Origin of the sequence: Thiomonas sp. SCN 64-16, assembly GCF_001725585.1 — a bacterium.
Taxonomy (GTDB): Bacteria; Pseudomonadota; Gammaproteobacteria; order Burkholderiales; family Burkholderiaceae_C; genus Thiomonas; species Thiomonas arsenitoxydans.
Window position 1 is genome coordinate 1 of the sequence record NZ_MEGQ01000016.1, and the last position, 18,002, is coordinate 18,002.

Below are 18,002 nucleotides of genomic sequence, written 5' to 3' on the forward strand. Positions count from 1 at the left end.
CACATCGGCGTTGCTCAGCCCGAAGCGTTCGCTGCCGAAAACAAAGGCCACGCGCCGCCCCTGCTCCGCACTTCGCTGCGCCAGTTGGGGCAACCACTCCGGCGTGTGCAGCGGAGGGCCGAAATCGCGCACCCGCGCCGACAGCGCCACGACCACGCCACAGTCCGCCACGGCGTCACCCAGTTCTCCGTGCACTTGTGCAGTCTTCAGCACATCTTCCGCGCCGCTGGCGAAAGCCAGGGTTTCGGGCTGGGTGAGCACATCGGCAAAGCGCGGAGCGACCAGCCGCAGGTTGGCGAAACCCATGTTCTTGAGGGCGCGCGCCGCGGCGCCCACATTGCCCGGATGACTGGTGCCCACGAGCACGAAGACCGTGTCATCCAGCGACGGTGCACACGCGGCCGCCTCGGCGTCGATAAAATGCGCGTCTTTCATCTGTTCTTTGTCACTTCCCGAAATTTCTCGCGCCATTGTCGTTGCTGGCGCCCAGGACACCATGCACCCCATGCTCAATGTGGCCGTTCGCGCAGCGCGCGAAGCCGGCAAAATCATCAACCGCGCGAGTCTCGATATTGACCTGCTGCGCGTCGCGCAAAAAGCCGCCAACGATTTCGTCACCGAGGTCGATCGCGCCGCCGAGCAAGCCATCATCGACGTGCTGCTCAAGGCCTATCCGCAGCATGGCATTCTGGGGGAAGAAACCGGCAGCGCCTTCGGCGATGCTTCGTCGGAATATCAGTGGATCATCGACCCGCTCGATGGCACCACCAACTTCATCCACGGCATGCCGGTGTACGCCGTCTCCATCGCACTGGCCCATCGCGGCGTGGTGCAACAGGCCGTGGTTTACGACCCGACCCGCGACGAACTCTTCACCGCCACGCGCGGCGCCGGGGCGTTTCTCAACAGCCGCCGCATCCGCGTCTCCAACCGCGTGCGGCTGGAAGACAGTCTCATCGGCACCGGGTTTCCGTTTCGCAAGAACGACGACATCGACACCTATCTCGAAATGTTCAAGCTCGTGGCGCAGCGCTGCGTCGGCCTGCGCCGCCCGGGCGCTGCCGCCATCGACCTGGCCTACGTGGCTGCGGGGCGCTACGACGGATTTTTCGAAACCGGGCTCAAACCCTGGGACATTGCCGCCGGCAGTCTGCTGATCACCGAGGCCGGTGGCCTGGTGGGCAATTTTGCCGGCGATGGCGACTTCCTTTTCACCGGTGAAGTGCTCGCCGCCACGCCCCGCGTCTATGGTCAGATCGTCAGCCTGTTGCAGCGGTTTTCCAAAGTCTCCCCAGCAGAATCGGGGCGCCGCGCGGAGCCCGATGCCTCTGCAACCGCCGCCCAAGTCGAATTGATGACTGCTGGGGCCGACAAAAAATCGGGCACTCTGGCCGTACCCGAAAGCAAACGGGTGAAAGCGGCACCGCGCCGCATCAAAGCCAGCGACGTTGCCCAGCCGCGGCAAACCGAAAAGTCGCTTCCCCCTTCCGTCTACAAGCCCAAACGCCCTAAGGAATAGATCGGCAACTCATTGAAATTATTGACATTTCAATAATTTTGCTGCAATGCACAAATTTTTCTTGCAATTCAGGAAGTCATCTCTACAATATGGATTGTGCAGTGCACAAATGAACCTGAGAAGGCCGTCATCTTCGTGACACCGTTGCGGGTTCAAAATGTGTTGGCTGCCGCCCCCTTTAGCAGTTAAACCGCAGCCAACGCCCTCAACCCAGGAGAGACATCATGATGACCCCCGAGCAATTCGCCGCAGCACAAAAAGCCCAGTTCGAAACCTTTTTCGGTCTGGCCGCCAAGTCCATGGACAACATGGAAAAACTGGTTGACCTGAACATGCAAGCCGTCAAAACCTCGCTGCAAGAAAGCGCCGATCACACCATGGCGCTTCTGTCGGTCAAAGACCTGCAGGAGCTGTCGACCCTGCAATCGGGCTGGATGCAGCCGATGGCCGAGAAGGTTCTGTCCTACTCACGTCATGCCTACGAAATTGCCTCTGGCGCCCAGGCCGAATTGGCCAAGACCGCCGAGTCGCAAATTTCTGAAACCCACAAGAAGTTCATGGACCTGGCCGAATCCGCCGCCAAGAATGCCCCGGCCGGTTCGGAAACCGCCGTGGCCATGATGAAAAGCGCCATGAACGCCGCCAACAACGCCTATGACTCGGTGCAGAAAGTCACCAAGCAGGCCGCCGAAGCAGTGGAAGCCAATATGAACGCCGTGACCAGCACCGCAATGAAAGCGGCGCAAACCACCAGCCGCACCGCCGCCAAGCGCGCCGCGGCCTGATCGTTCAGCCGTTATTTCGCGGTGTGGCGGCTTGTCAACTTTTGCTCCCACGCTGCGTTGACTGCGCATGAGGCTGAGCGGCCGATTCAAAAAGCGCCGCCTATCGCCCAAACAGTTGTCTCCTCGGTACCCCAAAGGTACCCTTCCAGCCGGTCTCTGACCGGCTTTTTTTTGCCAATCTTCAAGCCTTGCAAACCTGCCGATCAAGCTCACCCAGCAGGGCGCTCAGCGTTTGCAGAGTGGGCATGGGATGGTGGGCGAGGCGGGCCATTTCCAGCGGAGCGTGCAGCAAGGCGGCGATCTCCAGTGCGCGGCCGCGCTCCAGGTCTTGCAGGGTGGACGTTTTCACCGGGCCGATGCCGCGGGCGATGTCCATGCGTTGATCGATGCTGACCAGCGGATCGCAGCCATAGGCCCGCGCCAGGCCCATGATCTCGGCCATGCCGTCGCGGATGAGGGCGACGAGTTCGGGGTTGTCGCAGATGGCGTTCATGCGCGCTCGCGTCAGCGCGGCCACCGGGTTGAAGGTGGCATTGCCGACGAGTTTCATCCAGATGGCGTCGCGGATGCGGTCGGTGACTTCCGGCTCGCAGCCCGCCGCACGCAAGAGATCGGCCAGCGCCTGCACGCGTGGGCTGCGGGTGTGTATGGGTTCGCCGATCACATAGCGGTATTGCCCATTGCCGCGTATCACGCCGGGGCTGGCCACCTCGGCGCTGGCGTGCACGACGCAGCCCACGAGATGCGCCGGGTCGATGGCGCCCAGCAAGCGGCCACCGGGGTCGATGCTTTCCAGATGCGCGGTGCGCCCCTGCGCCGTGCGCGCCTGCGGGCTGGCGTCGGCGTGGAAATACCACCAGGGCACGCCGTTGATGGCGGGCAGCACAACCGTATCGGCATGCAGCAAAGGGCGAAGCTGCGGCAGAACGGGGCCGAGTTGATGCGCCTTCAGGCCCAGAATCACGAGGTCTTGCGGCGCGAAATCGGCCAGATCGTCGCTGGCCTGCACCTCGACACAAACCCGCTCTTGCGGGTCTTCCAGACACAGCCCGGCGCGTTGAATCGCCTGCAGATGCGCGCCACGCGCCAGCACGCTGACCGTGTGTCCGGCTGCCGCAAGCCGAACGGCCAGCGTACCGCCCACGGCGCCCGCGCCAACAACCAGAATTTTCCAGGGGGATGCCATGCTCTTGCTCCTCGTAGCACGTTCAGCCGTGCGCAAATAGACAACTCTCCAACGACAATAGCACGCAAAAAACACCTCCCATGCTGACACCGCGACAAGTCCTCGTTCTGCTCCACGGCCGCTACTTCACTAGCGGGCTGGTGTCGGCCGTGGGCGTCGCCCTGTTCGGCTTGGCGACCTACGCAATCGCGGGCTTGGGCCCTGCGATCGCCCTGGGCAGCGGCGCGCTCACCGTGTGCTTCGCCGACAACCCGGCGCCCACCCGGGTCAAGCGCGTGGAGTTGTTGTTTACCAGCGTGGCGAGCACGGTCGCCTTTGCGCTGGTCGGTGCCAGCCTGTGGTGGCCCGCGGTGCAGATCGTGCTTATTCCCGTGCTGGGTTTTATCAGCGGGTTGATCGCCGTGTGGGGCAAGCGGGCGCTGGCGATGAGTTTCAGCGTGCTGTTCATCTCGGTCATCACCTTGGGTTCTCCGCCATTGCAAGGCCCGGTGCAACTGGCTGCGGCCGTGACGCTGTTTTTCATCGGCGCATTGCTCTACACCGCCTATGCCCTGCTGCTGGCGCGCTGGCTGCGTCGGCGAACCAAAGAGCAGGCGTTGGCCGAGTTGCTGGCGCAGCTCGGCCAGTTTGCGCATTGGCTGGCCAATCACTTCGGCGGGCAGTCTTCTGGATTGAGCGGCGCGGTGGCGCAACTCACCGCGATCAACGACACCTTGCAGAACACGCGCGACATCGTGCTCCGGGATGTGCGCACCGCGGCTGATCGCGCCCTGGCGGCGCGGCTCATTCTGCTGCTGGAGGTCAACGAAGCCCTGCTGGCCGGCCAGACCGATGGCGACCTGATTCTCAAGCAGTTCGACGCCACGCCCGTGCCCGATGCGCTGCGCGACTGGGCGCAACGCATCGGCGATGCCCTCGACCAGCGCGCCGACGCCTTGTTGCGCGGCAGGCCGGCCAACACCCTGCCCGCCCACCTGCCCTGCGCGCAAACCATCGAGCACGCACTCGCCACCCTGCAGCCCAGCCAGCCCAGCGCCGAATTCGAGCAGGCCCGCATGGCCTTGCGCGCCAGTGCCGACAAGTTTCAGCGCATCAGCGATCTGCTCGCTCAAGAAAAACCCGTCGGGTCGCCGACTCAGCCCGATCCGCTGCAAGGCATGGATCTGCAGGCCTTTCTCAGCCCGCTGCGCTACGACCCGAACGCGCTTTGGCAATCCATCCGCTTTGAATCACCCATCCTGCGCTATGCCATCCGCCTGGCGCTGGCCTTGTTCGCAGGCGAATTGGTGCTGCGCGCCCTGCCCTATCACCCGCACGACTACTGGGTGTTGCTGACCATCGGCGTGATTCTGCGGCCGAATTACAGCGTCACCCGCCAGCGCATCAAAGACCGTGTGCTGGGCACGTTGCTGGGCTGCATACTGGTTGCGGCCCTGCTCTCCACCCACCCGTCGTTGGGGGTGATGACGCTGGGGGTGTTCGTCTCCCTGGCCTTTGCGCGCACCTTCATCACCCTCAACTACCGCTTCACGGCCCTGTTCGCCAGCGTCAACGCCCTGCTGCTCGTGGCCTTGCTGGAGCCGGGCACCCAGTTTCTGGTCACCCAGCGCCTGCAAGACACGCTGATCGGCGCGGCGCTGGCCTGGGCTTTCAGCTTTGTGCTGCCCAGGTGGGAGGCCAACGATCTGCGCCGCCAGGTCGATGCCTTGCAGCGCGCCGCGCTGGGCTATGCGCAGGCCGTGCTCGACCCGCAGCAGATCAGCGACCTGAACTACCGCCGCGAGCGCAAGCGCATTCAAGACGCGCTCGCCGCCGTAGGCGGCCTGCACGCTCGCATGCTGGAAGAGCCGCGTCAGCATCAGCGCATGCGGCGCGAACTCGCCGAGTTCATCGCCCACAGCGATCTGCTCAGCGCCCACCTCGCCACCTTGCGCGTGCTCAGGGCGCAGCGCGGCGACCGGGTGCTGTCTGCCGCCGAGCAGGCCCGCCTGCGCCACACCCTTGCCCTGTTGCAAGGCTGTCTCGACCAGGATGGGCAGGCAGTGTGCATCGAAGCGGCCGAAACCGGCGCCATCGACACCCCGATCGAGCGCCGCCTGCGCGAGGTGGAAGCGGAAGGGCGCACGATCGCCCAGTTGTCGCGTCAAATCCTTTCGCCCGTCGCCACCTAAAATAGTTGTTTGTGCGGCAACGCCCGCACGCCCCGGCACTCCCGGCCGGGCGCACTCCACCCCGTTCACCATGACTTCCAAGCGCCGATTCTTCGTCACCACCGCCCTGCCCTACGCCAACGGCCCGTTCCACATCGGCCACATCATGGAATACATCCAGGCCGACACCTGGGTGCGCTTTCAGCGCATGCAGGGCCATGAGGTGCACTTCGTCGGCGCCGACGATGCCCACGGCGCGCCCATCATGATCGCCGCCGACAAGGCGGGCAAGACGCCGCAGCAGTTCGTCGCCGACATCGCCGCCGGGCGGGCGCAATACCTCGACGGCTTTCACATCCGCTTCGACAACTGGCACAACACCGACGCGCCGGAAAACCATCAACTCGCGCAGGACATCTACCGCGCGCTGCGCAAGAACGGCCTGATTGCGATGCGCGACATCGAGCAGTTTTTCGATCCGGTCAAGGGCATGTTCCTGCCCGACCGCTACATCAAAGGGCAGTGCCCCAAGTGCGGCGCGGCCGATCAGTACGGCGACGCCTGCGAGGTATGCGGGGCGGTGTACGCGCCCACCGAACTCAAGCACCCTTATTCCACACTTTCCGGCGCCACGCCCGAGCTGCGCAAGAGCGAGCACTACTTCTTTCAGCTCTCGTCCGACCGCTGCGCCGACTATTTGCGCGACTGGACGCAGGCCGCCAACGCCCACGGTCAGCCGCATCTGCAAACCGAAGTGCTCAACAAGGTGCGCGAGTGGTTCACCACCGACGAAAACGGCCACGGCGGCCTGGCCGACTGGGACATCTCGCGCGACGCCCCCTACTTCGGCATCGAAATTCCCGACGCGCCGGGCAAATACTTCTACGTCTGGCTCGACGCCCCCATCGGCTACCTCGCCAGCCTGAAAAACCATTTCGACAAGGGGCAGGCCGCACAGCACTGGCACGCGCCCTCGCGCACCGCCCAGAGTTTCGACGCCTTCGTCGCCGATCCGGCGGTGGAGCAGGTGCATTTCATCGGCAAGGACATCGTCTATTTCCACACCCTGTTCTGGCCGGCCATGCTGCACTTCTCGGGCCGCAAGACGCCAAGCCAGATCAATGTGCACGGCTTTGTCACTGTCGGTGGCGAGAAGATGAGCAAAAGCCGGGGCACCGGCATTTCGCCGTTGAAATACCTCGACATCGGCCTCAACCCCGAGTGGCTGCGCTATTACCTCGCCGCCAAGCTGACCGCGCGGGTGGAAGACGTGGACTTCACGCCGGAAGATTTTGTCGCCCGGGTCAACAGCGACCTGATCGGCAAGTACGTCAACATCGCCAGCCGCGCCGCCAAATTCATCAGCCAATACTTCGACGGCAAGCTGGGTTATGCCCACAACACCGGCGATTTGCGCGACGCCGCAAAGGCGCTGGCCGACGACGTGGCCGCTGCTTTCGAAGCGCGCGAATACGCCCGTGCGCTGCGCGAAATCATGGCCTACGCCGACCGCATCAACACCGCCTTCGACGCCGCCCAGCCCTGGATTCTGGCGAAAGACGAAGCCCGCCGCGCCGAGCTGCAAGACGCCTGCTCGCAGGCCTTGGCCGGGTTCTGGCTGCTGTCGGTCATGCTCAGCCCGGTGCTGCCCGCGCTCACCGCTCGCGTGGCGCGCGAGCTGTTCGGGCTGGAGCGCGATTTCGTCTGGAGCGACGCCACCGAACTGCCGCAACACGCCGCGCCCTATCAGCACCTGATGCACCGCATCGACCCCAAGCGCCTCGACGCCCTGTTCGAGACCGATCCGCCCGCAGCGCCAGTCGCTGCCAAACCTGTTGCCAAGCCTACCGCCAAGCCCGCCGCCCAAGCCATGACGCCCACAGCACCGACTGCCGACGCCACGCAAGACCCCTTCATCACCATCGACGACTTCGCCAAGATCGATCTGCGCATCGCCCGCATCCAGCACGCCGAAGCCGTGGAAGGCTCGACCAAGCTGCTGCGCCTGACTCTCGACGTGGGCGAAACCACGCCCGACGGCCAGCCGCGCACCCGCAATGTGTTCTCCGGCATCTCCAGCGCCTACAAGCCTGAAGACCTGATCGGCAAGCTCACCGTGCTGGTCGCCAACCTCGCGCCGCGCAAGATGAAGTTCGGCCTGAGCGAAGGCATGGTGCTGGCCGCCAGCGCCGCCGACGAAAAGGCGCAGCCCGGCCTCTACATTCTCGAACCGCATACGGGAGCGCAGCCCGGCATGCGGGTGCGGTAACGCAGCCTCGTTACAGTCGCGCGCATCTCCGTCTCTCCTTTTCGCAAAGCCCTCATGAAACGCGTCGAACATGCTCTGGAAGTTCTGATTTTCGGCAGCCGCTGGCTGCTGGCGCCGTTCTATATCGGCCTGGTGCTGGGCATCGTTTTGCTGCTGGTGAAGTTTGTCAAAACCTTCGTCGGCGCGGTGTCCGTGGTGTTTTCCGGCACGGGCGGCGAGGCCATGCTGGCCATTCTGTCTTTGGTGGACATCGCCCTGGTGGCCAATCTGCTGATCATCATCATTTTTGCCGGCTCCGAGAATTTCGTCTCCAAGATCGACACCGGCGACCACGAAGACCGCCCCAGCTGGATGGGCCACGTCACCTTTTCCGATCTGAAGCTCAAACTCATCGGCTCCATCGTGGCGATCTCGGGGGTCGAACTGCTCAAATATTTCATCAATGTGCGCCAAGCTAGCCGTGACGACATGGCGTGGGCCATCGCCATCCATCTGGTGCTGGTGTTCTCCGGCGTGATGTTTGCGCTCATGGACCGGCTGTCGGGCATCAAGGCGGACAATCACTGAGCACCCTATTCTGTGCACCGTAGGCAGTCTATTTTTTGCAGGAGGTCATATGGCCGCACTCGACGACACCATCCGCAACTTTCCCGATACCGCCTGGGATGCCAGCCCTACCGAGCGCGCACCCACCGCCGGGGTGGAGCATCTGCTCGAAGGCGGCCATGTGCTGTGCTTCCCACAGCTGCACTTCGAACTGAGCGCAAGCGAGCGCCGCTTTCTCACCCCGGCCATCAGCGACGGCAAAGCCAAAAACATCAGCCTGCGCGATGACGGCAGCATTCGCGGCGCGTCGGGCAGCCCGCAAGACCAGGCCGAATTGCGCGACATGATTCAGCGATTCTCCCATCAGGCCCAGTCCCTGGTCGACCGGCTGTTTCCGCACTATCGGGGCAAGCTGCGCGCGGCCAAGGCCTCGTATCGCCCAATTCAGGTCGAGGGCCGCGAGACGAGCTGGCGCAAAGACGACACCCGGCTGCACGTCGATGCCTTCCCCTCCAACCCGATTCATGGCGTGCGGCTGCTGCGCGTATTCACCAACCTCAATCCCGAAGGGCGGCCGCGTCAGTGGCGGGTGGGCGAGCCCTTCCCCGAATTTCTGCAGCGCTTTGCACCACGGCTCACCCCCCCCGTGCCCGGCTCGGCGGCGGTGTTGCGCGCGCTCAAAATCACCAAATCGCATCGCACCGACTACGACCACTACATGCTGCAGTTGCACGACAAAATGAAGGCCGATCTGGCCTATCAGAAAGACGCGCCGCAGCGCAGTGTGGACTTCGCGCCGGGCACGACCTGGGTAGTGTTTTCCGATCAGGTGCTGCACGCCGTCATGGGCGGGCAATACATGATGGAGCAAACCTTCTACCTCGAACCTCGGCACCAGCTCTATCCGCACACCGCGCCGCTCAAGGTGCTCGAAGACCTGATGGGCAAAGCCTTGCTGCCCGCCGCATGACGCGAGCGCAGCTCCCACTGCGGTGGGGTCAGGGCGCCCTGCCGTCAGCCCCGCAGCGCATGCTGCTGGTGCAGTTGTCCGCCATGGGCGATCAGGTGCAGACTCTGCCCGCCGTCTCCGACATCGCCGCACGCTGGCCCGGCATCGAAATCGATTGGGCGGTCGATGCCCGCTTCGCCGACATTCCGCGGCTGCACCCCGCCGTGCGTCAGGTCTTTGCCCTGCCGCTCAAGGCGGTGCAGCAGCAGCGCAGCCTCGCCGCATGGCGCGAGTTGCGCGCTGTGCTACGCGCCCTGCGCGCCGAGCGCTACGACCTGATCTGGGACCCGCACAGCGTGCTCAAAAGCGCCATCATCTCCCGTCTAGCGCGTGGCGCGCTGCGCGTCGGCTATCGCGCGCAAGACTGCGGCGGCGAACCGCTCGCCGCTCGCGCTTACCACTTGCATTTCGCCCGACCCGTCGGCTTGCATGGCACCGAGGGGCGGCGGGTGTTTGCGCAGGCCGTGCTCGACACCGACCTGCACGGCCCAGTGGACTATGCGATCGATCAGCGCTACGCCCGCGAGCCAGGCGCTGCCAAGGCCGATACCGTCTTCCTCGCGCATGGCGCTTCCAAGCCGGAAAAGCTCTGGCCGCTCGACCACTGGCAGGCGCTATCCGCCCGTCTGGTGCAGGCTGGGCTGCGGCTGCAACTGACCTGGGGAAACGCCGCCGAGCAGGAGCGTGCGCAGCGCATCATCGCCGCGCTTCCGGCGGGCAGCGCGGCGATTCTCGACCGCCGCAGCCTGCTCGACATGCTGCCCGTCATTGCGCAGAGTCGGCTGGTGGTGGGCGTCGATACCGGCTTCACCCATCTCGCCGCGGCGCTGCGTCGCCCGGTGGTGGGACTGTTCGTCAGCACCGGGCCCGAGCTGTTCACCCCCACATCCCCCCACCTGGCCCGCACCCTTGGCGGCGATGGCATTACGCCGAGCATTGACGCCGCCTGGCAAGCGGTCGAAGAATTGCGCTGACCCGCCCTTCGCATCCCGCGTTGATGATGCGGTGCTTATGCGGCCGCCATGTCGGTGCGTCTGGCCGTGCTCCTGCAGCGGCCACCAGAACACCGAGCCGATATATTGGTCACACCGCAAATCCACTGGCTGAATAGCGCCACGGGGCGCACCCTAGGCTGGCGAGCCGCGGACTTGCAGCAAGGGCAAACCCTGGCCAATCAGGGCAAGTTCGTATAGGGCTTGTCTGGCTCCCAGCAACCCCAGCTTGCGCGTGGGGTAGTTGCCTGTAGTTGCCGATCTGCGGTGAGCGCATCGAGATCGGCCTGTGTGGCCCGCCAAAATCACGCTACCTGATGAAAAAACTCAGTCTTTCACTCGCACGGCCAACAACGCGGCGCCGACGATCAGCACCGTTGCCAGACCGATCCAGATCGTCAGCGCGCGCCCGGTCACGGCAATCAGCAGCAGGGTCGACGCCAAAGGCGTGAGGTAGCTCAACACCCCGATGGTGCGCGGATCACCCAGTTTCAGCGCCCGGTCCCACAACAAAAAGGCGCCGCCCAGGGGCCCCAGACCCATCACCACGATCAGCAGGCCATCGCGCAGGCCGAGGTGCAAAGGCGGTTCCAGCCAGACATGGCAGCCCAGCGCGAGCAGGCCGGAAATCAGGCCGAACAAGCCCAGCGCCGCCGTGGGAAACCCCTTGCCCGACTGCGCCATGCGGCGGCTACCCAGCGAGAACGTGGCCCAGATCAGCGCCGATCCCATGGCCGGAAGGTAGCCCCAGGCCCAGGCCGCCTCTAACGAGTGGCCGCCCAGAATCGCCAGCCCCGCCCCCAGAAAGCCCAGGCCAGCCGCCAGCACATGCGCAGACCGCAGGCGCACCCCGGGCAAGAGCAGCGGCGCCAGCACCACGATGAACATGGGCCAGAGGTAATTCACCAGATTGGCCTGCACCGGCGGCGCGTGGCGCAAGGCGATGAACAACAGAAAATGGAATCCGAACAGGCCATACACGCCCAACGCCAACGCCGCGCGAGACACGCGCCACTGCCGCCAATGGCCCCACGTCGGCACGCTGCCGATGATCAGTGCCACTCCGGTCAGCGCGAAGGCCGGCACCTGTGAAAGCGCCACCCCCAGGGTAGCGAGCGTTGCCCACAGGGCAATGGCGCCGAGGGCGTAGAGATTGGCTTGGGTGCTGAGTTTCATCGCTGCGCATGGTAGTGGGCCGACCTGTCATGCTTTTGTCAAAACGGTTACGCACACTTGGCTCTCATTAGCGGACCACCTGCCCAGATCGTGCCGATCAAACATTCTGTTCTATCGCTTCAATTTGCCTCAGCCCCCACACCCTGCCAGGACAGGAACAGCCAGCCTGTCGATGCCGATGAGGCCCTACGACGGCTGAAAGTCGGTGATGCCTGGGCCGTACTGGCTATCAGCGGCGAGGACGTGCATGAACTGACCAACTGGCTGATGCGCCTGCGACATCCTCTCGGAGGCCAAACGTCCCGCGTCATCGCCTTTTTGCCAGACTGCGCCTCACCCGGCGCCATGGCTGCGCTAAACGCGGGCGCCGATGCCCTGCTGCCGATCGACAGCCCGCCGCAGCTCATACGCGCCCAGCTCGCTCGCCTGCGTGAACGCCTCGCACCGCAGACTGGGCACCGCGTCCAGCTGGAACCCCTTCTGGAGCTCGACGGACAAACGCGGACGCTCCGCATTCAGGATCATTGCCTCAGTCTGCCCTCGCAGCAGTTTCTGCTGTTGTGGGCTCTGGGCGCACGTCCGGGCGACATCCTGAGCCCGCAAGAGCTGCGATTGGCCATGGACATTCCCGCACGCGCGCACGCCGATACCGTACACACCGCGGTGGCTCGCCTGCGTCGGCACCTTCGTCCGCATGATCTGCATCAGCGTGTGCAAACCGTGCATGGCGCGGGGTATCGCTGGGCCACGGAAAAGTCGATGCAGTGAAGCGAAGCATTCGCACTGTCAAGATTTGTTTACATCTTTGGCACGGCTGGACAGGATTCAGACAGGTTCTTGCAACCCCGCGGACATGTCGCAGGAATGGAATGACAGCTTTCGTCAACCCACCCGCCACCGCCCAAGGGAGCAATCAGTCATGTCTCGCCATCGACCCACCTTCAAGCCATCGCGACTCACCGAGTCCGTCCTGGCCGCCCTGCTCGTCATGCCGTTTGCCGCAGCCCACGCGCAGACCTCTCCCGAGAATCTGGGCACGGTGCAGGCGGGCGGGCAGGAAGGTCAGAAACCTCAGCCGGCGAAAAGTCACGAGGCAACCAAGCTTGAACAAACCCATGTGTTCAAGTCGGACCAATCGATCAAAGTACTCAGTAAGCGAGAGTTACAAGCAGCAGGCCCCGTCGGCGGCAGCGCGCAAGCCCTCTCGCTGGCCCCCGGAGTTGGCGTAACGGGCTATGGAGCGACGGGATCGACCAAAACCTCCATCAGTATCAATGGCATCAAACAGGGTTGGGGCGGGTTTTCAGGCGGCCAAATCGATAACGGCAGCATTGCCGTGACCTTCGATGGCGTCCCCATGTCGAATCCATCGACCGGATTGTGGGAATCGCCGCAAGTGCCGCAGCTTGGCCTCCTACAGGGAATCGGCATCACCTATGGCCCAGGCAGCGCCAAAGATCGTTGGTACAACAACATCGGCGGCGAAATTGCTTTCGTGCCGCTGCAGCCCACAGCCAAGGCTGGCGGCACGGTCGGTCTGAGTGTCGGCAGCTATGGCGCACGCAATCTGTCGTTGAGTCTGCAAAGCGGCATGCACGACGGCTGGGCCACAGTTCTCGCCGGAGGAGTAGGTTCCTCCGACAGTTATCGCACCAGCAGCGACGGTTTCAAAAACCATAGCCATAACTACGCCTGGTTCCTGAAAACACGCAAGACATTCGAAAAAGGCGATTTTTCCTTGGGCTTTTATCAGGCTGAAGGTCAGGGATATCGCCCAGTGCCGATCCCTTTGCAGCCGATCAGTGGCGTCACACTGGATGGCACTCCGAACACACCCTTGTACAGCCAATCCACATCCGGCTATTACAGTTCAATCCCTGCCAACGTCTGGTTCAAAGACGACACCAACAAGACGCGCATCATTTATGGCAAGGCCAATATTCAGGTGGACGACACCTTGTCACTGCACAATCTAGTATGGTATCGAATGGGTGAACGCCTGCATTATCACTACAATAATTATGGCCTGAGCAATCCTGCGAATCTTTACGAATACAACAACCCAAGCACGCAGGTTTATGGCGACAAAGCCTGGGCAGATATTTCATTACCTCATAATCTTGTGAGTCTAGGTGGTTTTTTCCTGAAAAGCCATTACAATTCCAGAAACGCATTCTACAATACAAATCCGCCTTATAACGGCAGCCAGGGTGTGCCAAACGCAAAATATCGCAGCGATTATTGGGATCAGACCGATCTAGCGCTGTTCATGCAAGATAAGATCAGTCCCATTGCGAACTTCGAAATCACTCCAGGTATCCGGTTTATCAACTATCAAACAAATTACTACCCTGCTGGGCAGAGCGATTTCAGCCAAGCCTACGCACTGTATCCGCAGCACGACCAGGGCAAATTGCCTGCGGCGAACGTGACACATCATGAGACCGAACCGTCGATCGCCGCCAACTGGCGCATCACACCGACGCTGGCGCTGTTTGGAAACTATGCAGTGGCGTACAAAGAGCCACAGGTCGGCGGCGGCGGGGGTATTTATCAGTCCACGCCCCCGGTTTACAACCTGGAAAAGAGCACGGACTACAACCTCGGGTTCAAGATGCATGTGAAAAACGATGGAATGCTGCGCAACTTCTTGCTGAGTGTGTCGTATTACCACCTACACTATACGAACCAGTACATCACGCTGAGTGACGCAAACGGTAATTTCCTCGGCGACGCCAATGGCGATTCGGTTTACAAGGGCTTCAACATCGCGGTAGCGGACGACATACTTTACAACCTGCACGCGTTTGCCAACATGAATTTTGAGAGCGCCGATTTCAATAACTACACAACAGGCGGCGTGAGTTATGCAGGACTTCCCGTCTCAAACGTACCCAACAAGACTTTCAATGTCGGATTTGCCTACGAAGACTACATCTCTGGAATATTGTTAACACCTCGCATATGGTATCAATATGTCGGCAAACAGCATATGTTCGACAATAATCTCGGAGCCCCAAGCCAGAAAACCATCCCTGCCTATGGTCTGCTGAATGTCGGGCTCGATGGCGAAGTACCCTTCAGCCATGCAGCCGTGCACGACGTACGTTTCAGCGTGAATGTTCTTAACGTGCTGAACAAACAATACAACCCGTTTGAGGAAGTGACCAGCGGTGGCCTGCTAGGCGGCAATTCGCAAGGGCAGATTCTGGGGCTTCCGGGTGCGCCACGCACGCTTTACGCCAGTCTGAGTGCAAGTTTTTGACGTTAATCCGGTTGCTCGCAATCCGTCATCGGCTCTTCACCTGGGCCGGTCAAACTGCACACTTGTTCCTTGAACATCTGGAGTTAGATCATGTCTCTCGACACCCTCACCCACCTGGCCCAGACCTCGGGCGGGATTCTCTACATCATGGCCTTGCTGTTGTTCATCGCGCTGGCCGTCAGCGTGGAGCGCTTCTGGGCGATTTCGCGCATGCTGGCTTCGGCCAAAGGCTGGATCCGCGAGCTCAAGAGCCACGCGCATGTGGATGTGAAGCAGCTCAAAGCCAAGGTGGATGATGACGCCGATTCGCCCGCGGCGCAGGTGGTCGCCGTGGCGCTGCAGCACGACCTGGCCGACCCGCTCGATCACTTCACCGACCGGCTGGAAGAAGCGGTGATGGATCAGGCCCCGCGCATCGACCGCGGGCTGTGGATGCTCGACACCATCGTCACCCTGGCGCCGCTGCTCGGTCTGCTGGGCACCATCATCGGCATGTTCAACACCTTCTCGGCGCTGTCCAACCCGGGGGCGGCCACGCAAGCGGTCACCGGCGGCGTGGGCGAAGCGCTGTTGGCCACGGCTGCGGGGCTGTTCATCGCCGTGCTCGGGTTGGTGGCCTTCAACGCGCTCAACCAGCGCGTGCGCCTGGTGATGCATCAGCTCGAGCGCATCAAGCTCATGCTGTCCAACCGCATGTACCCGCATTACCGCGAGGGCGGTGTGCGCCCGGTGGTCGTGGCGCAGAACGGGCAGGCCGTGCGCCCGGCGGCACAGCCGGCCGCAACTCTGCAGCAAAAGATGGCCTGACGCCGTTCGCACAACTTCTCCAGGTCGCGTGCGCTGGAGTTCGCACGCTTGGGCTGCGGCGCAATCGCCGCGGCATTTTTGTTTGATCCGCCATGAAATATTTTGAAGCGAAAAAAGCGCGCATCGAGATCATTCCGATGATCGACATCATGTTTTTCCTGCTGGTGTTTTTCATCATGGTCACGCTGCACATGATTCCAGACGCGGGCATCGCCTCGCGCCTGCCCACCAGTTCCACCGCGCAGAGCATGCCCAAGCCGCAGATCACCCTGGCGGTGGACAAGTCCGGCGCCATTCACTACGACAGCAAGGTGCTGTCGCCGCAGCAACTCACCGCCCTGCTCAAGAGCAAGCCGGACACCGATGCGATGCAGGTCACCATCGCCGGGGAACAAGACGTTTCTCTGCAGCAACTCATGACGGTCATGGACGCCTGCCGCGTTGCCGGGGTCACAAAAATCGGGCTGGCAGCCCGGCAGGCCGGGGACGGCGGGCAATGAGCGCCGTGCTGCATCATCCCCCCGCCCCGTGGCGCGAAGACCAGGACGGCAAACGCTGGCCCCTGGCTGCGCTGGCGGCGCTGTTGCTCGAAGCGGCACTGATCGTCGCCATCGTGTGGTGGAGCAGCCACCCTGCGCCACCGCCCCCGCCGTCGCCCGTGCAGATCGTGCTCGAAGCGCCCAAGCCCGCCCCCAAGACCGTGACCCCGCCCACGCCTAAGCCGCCGGAGCCCAAACCCGTGCCCAAGCCGGTGGTCAAGCCACTGCCCAAGCCTATCGTCCACAAGGTGCAACCTAAGTCGGTGCAGCCACCGCCGCCGCAGCCTGCACCACAACCCGATCCCGAACCCACGCCCAAGGTGCAGGCGCCGCCCGCACCCGCGCCCGACACCAGGCCCGCCATGCCGGTGGCCGCGCCCACTCCGCCCGCACCGCCGCAGCCCCCCGCCCCCCAGCGCCGGATGTGGCCTCGATCAAGGCCACTTTCGAGGCCGAGTTGCGCAGCGCCATCCAGGCCGCCGTGCGCTATCCGCAGGCCGCCCGCATGATGCAGCTCACCGGCAAGACGCTGGTGGGCTTCGACTTCCGCGACGGCGCCGTCAGCCATCTGCGCGTCGTCACCTCCAGCGGCGCCGACCTGCTCGACCATGCCGCGCTGGAAGCCGTGCGCAACGCCCCCTACCCCGCAACACCCAAGGAACTGCAAGGCAAGAACATGGCCTTCACCATCTGGGTGCGGTTTCACCTGAGCGATTCCTGATGTCAGTCTCCACCCGTTCTTTCGTCAACAAGCTGGCGCGCCTGCTGGGCAGCACCGCGCTTTGCGCCGCCGCCCTTGGCACGGCACAGGCCGCCACCCTGACCGTCTATGGCGCCATGGGCTATGACCAGCATGTGGCGCAGGCCTTCACCCGGGCCACCGGCATTCCGGTCAACCTCATTCACCTGAGCACCGGCCCGCTGCTGGCGCGGGTGCAGGCCGAAAGCCGCAACCCGCAGTGGGACGTGCTCTGGCTCGACGGCAACCAGGCCATGCAGACCTTTGCCGCGCAGGGCCTGCTGCAGTGCGGCTGGACGCCCGGGGTGCGCTACACCGCGCTGGGCCAGCAACTCGTGCCGCCCAGCCACTGCTGGCAGCCAGTGGGCGTGACCTATGCCGGCGTCATCCTCTACAACCCCAAGGCCATCGCTGCGGCCGACTGGCCCAAGACCTGGAACGATCTGGCCAAGCCCGCGCTGCGCGGCAAGGTGGGCATGGACAACCCGGCCATCTCCGGGCCGACTTATCCACTGGTCGCTGGTCTGCTGCAACACCTGGGCGATGCGCCTGGAAAGGCGTTTTTCGCGCGCCTCAAGGCCAACGACCTCAAGGTCTTCCCCACCAATAGCGTGACCCTGCGCGCGCTGCAATACGGTCAGATCGACGCTGCCGTGGTGCAGAGTTCGGCGGCCATCGGCTTCCTGCACGAAATGCCCGGTCTGCGCATCGCCACCCCGGCTCCGGCCACGGTGCTGCCGTCCGATCTGGCCATCGGCAAACAGGTTTCCGGCCCGCTCGAACAGCAGGCGCAGCGCTTTGTGCAATGGGTGTTGTCGCCAGCGGGACAGGCCGCGATGCAGCAGGGTGATGCCAATGCAGATTCCAACTACCTGCCCCTGGTCGAGGGCGTCGCCCCGCTGCCCAGCCTCAAGCAACTGGGCACGGTGCAGCCGCTGGTGATCGACCCTGCGGTCTGGGGGCCGAAAGAGCCGCAGGTGATCGACTGGTTCACCGCGCACATCGCCCGCTGAGATTGAA

17 protein-coding genes are annotated in these 18,002 nt (G+C 63.3%); 14 read left to right on the top strand and 3 right to left on the bottom strand.

Features of this window, described 5'->3' with window-relative positions; translation table 11 throughout:
- Positions 1 to 435, bottom strand: a 435-nt coding sequence (locus ABT24_RS06005) for an RNA methyltransferase (RefSeq protein ID WP_286737509.1), incomplete at its 3' end; no start/stop codon positions are given.
- 61 nt (positions 436 to 496) lie between these two features.
- Between ABT24_RS06005 and ABT24_RS06010 the strand changes: the two genes are divergently transcribed.
- Entirely contained in the window at positions 497 to 1,519 is a 1,023-nt protein-coding gene (locus tag ABT24_RS06010) for an inositol monophosphatase family protein (protein WP_276727725.1), read from the top strand.
- A gap of 224 nt (positions 1,520 to 1,743) precedes the next feature.
- On the top strand, positions 1,744 to 2,304 hold the full coding sequence (gene phaP, locus ABT24_RS06015) for a TIGR01841 family phasin (protein WP_013105286.1): 561 nt from the start codon (positions 1,744 to 1,746) through the stop codon (positions 2,302 to 2,304).
- 181 nt (positions 2,305 to 2,485) lie between these two features.
- On the opposite strand, the gene ABT24_RS06020 is transcribed toward phaP, so the two are convergent.
- Positions 2,486 to 3,490, bottom strand: a complete 1,005-nt coding sequence (locus ABT24_RS06020; protein ID WP_276727376.1) for a ketopantoate reductase family protein — start codon at positions 3,488 to 3,490, stop codon at positions 2,486 to 2,488.
- Between the two features lie 80 nt (positions 3,491 to 3,570).
- On the opposite strand from ABT24_RS06020, the gene ABT24_RS06025 reads away from it, so the two are divergent.
- From ABT24_RS06025 to waaC, 5 genes are all read left to right on the top strand, one after another.
- On the top strand, positions 3,571 to 5,661 hold the full coding sequence (locus ABT24_RS06025; protein WP_276727379.1) for an FUSC family protein: 2,091 nt from the start codon (positions 3,571 to 3,573) through the stop codon (positions 5,659 to 5,661).
- A gap of 70 nt (positions 5,662 to 5,731) precedes the next feature.
- Positions 5,732 to 7,909 carry a methionine--tRNA ligase gene (metG, locus tag ABT24_RS06030; RefSeq protein WP_276727382.1) on the top strand — a complete coding sequence of 726 codons (2,178 nt, stop codon included), beginning with the start codon at positions 5,732 to 5,734 and terminating at the stop codon, positions 7,907 to 7,909.
- 54 nt (positions 7,910 to 7,963) lie between these two features.
- Entirely contained in the window at positions 7,964 to 8,476 is a 513-nt protein-coding gene (locus tag ABT24_RS06035) for a TIGR00645 family protein (RefSeq protein WP_286737513.1), read from the top strand.
- Positions 8,477 to 8,525: 49 nt separating this feature from the next.
- A complete protein-coding gene (kdoO, locus tag ABT24_RS06040) occupies positions 8,526 to 9,425 on the top strand; it encodes a Kdo hydroxylase KdoO (RefSeq protein ID WP_276727385.1) in 900 nt (299 codons plus the stop codon).
- On the top strand, positions 9,422 to 10,438 hold the full coding sequence (gene waaC / locus ABT24_RS06045) for a lipopolysaccharide heptosyltransferase I (RefSeq protein ID WP_276727388.1): 1,017 nt from the start codon (positions 9,422 to 9,424) through the stop codon (positions 10,436 to 10,438). The genes kdoO and waaC overlap by 4 nt, the downstream gene beginning before the upstream one ends.
- A 345-nt stretch (positions 10,439 to 10,783) precedes the next feature.
- Here waaC and ABT24_RS06050 read toward each other — a convergent pair whose 3' ends face one another.
- The gene (locus tag ABT24_RS06050) at positions 10,784 to 11,632 is read right to left on the bottom strand and encodes a DMT family transporter (RefSeq protein ID WP_276727392.1); all 849 of its coding nucleotides are present in this window, start codon (positions 11,630 to 11,632) and stop codon (positions 10,784 to 10,786) included.
- Positions 11,633 to 11,722: 90 nt separating this feature from the next.
- Here ABT24_RS06050 and ABT24_RS06055 point away from each other — a divergent pair, with 90 nt between their 5' ends.
- The 7 genes from ABT24_RS06055 (at position 11,723) to ABT24_RS06085 (ending at position 17,995) form a co-directional block, all read left to right on the top strand.
- Positions 11,723 to 12,400 carry a winged helix-turn-helix domain-containing protein gene (locus ABT24_RS06055; RefSeq protein ID WP_276727395.1) on the top strand — a complete coding sequence of 226 codons (678 nt, stop codon included), beginning with the start codon at positions 11,723 to 11,725 and terminating at the stop codon, positions 12,398 to 12,400.
- An 85-nt stretch (positions 12,401 to 12,485) separates the two neighbouring features.
- Complete coding sequence (locus ABT24_RS06060) at positions 12,486 to 14,897, top strand: TonB-dependent receptor (RefSeq protein WP_276727397.1); 2,412 nt, start codon at positions 12,486 to 12,488, stop codon at positions 14,895 to 14,897.
- A 90-nt stretch (positions 14,898 to 14,987) separates the two neighbouring features.
- A complete protein-coding gene (locus tag ABT24_RS06065; protein WP_276727400.1) occupies positions 14,988 to 15,704 on the top strand; it encodes a MotA/TolQ/ExbB proton channel family protein in 717 nt (238 codons plus the stop codon).
- 92 nt (positions 15,705 to 15,796) lie between these two features.
- Positions 15,797 to 16,204, top strand: coding sequence for an ExbD/TolR family protein (locus ABT24_RS06070; RefSeq protein ID WP_276727403.1), 408 nt, complete (start codon positions 15,797 to 15,799; stop codon positions 16,202 to 16,204).
- Positions 16,201 to 16,752, top strand: a complete 552-nt coding sequence (locus tag ABT24_RS06075) for a hypothetical protein (protein WP_276727406.1) — start codon at positions 16,201 to 16,203, stop codon at positions 16,750 to 16,752. Before ABT24_RS06070 ends, ABT24_RS06075 begins: the two co-directional genes overlap by 4 nt.
- Entirely contained in the window at positions 16,701 to 16,964 is a 264-nt protein-coding gene (locus ABT24_RS06080; protein WP_286737516.1) for an energy transducer TonB, read from the top strand. The genes ABT24_RS06075 and ABT24_RS06080 overlap by 52 nt, the downstream gene beginning before the upstream one ends.
- Positions 16,964 to 17,995 (top strand): ABC transporter substrate-binding protein, encoded by a 1,032-nt coding sequence (locus ABT24_RS06085; protein WP_276727412.1) that lies wholly within the window; start codon positions 16,964 to 16,966, stop codon positions 17,993 to 17,995. Before ABT24_RS06080 ends, ABT24_RS06085 begins: the two co-directional genes overlap by 1 nt.
- Positions 17,996 to 18,002 lie beyond the last annotated feature (7 nt).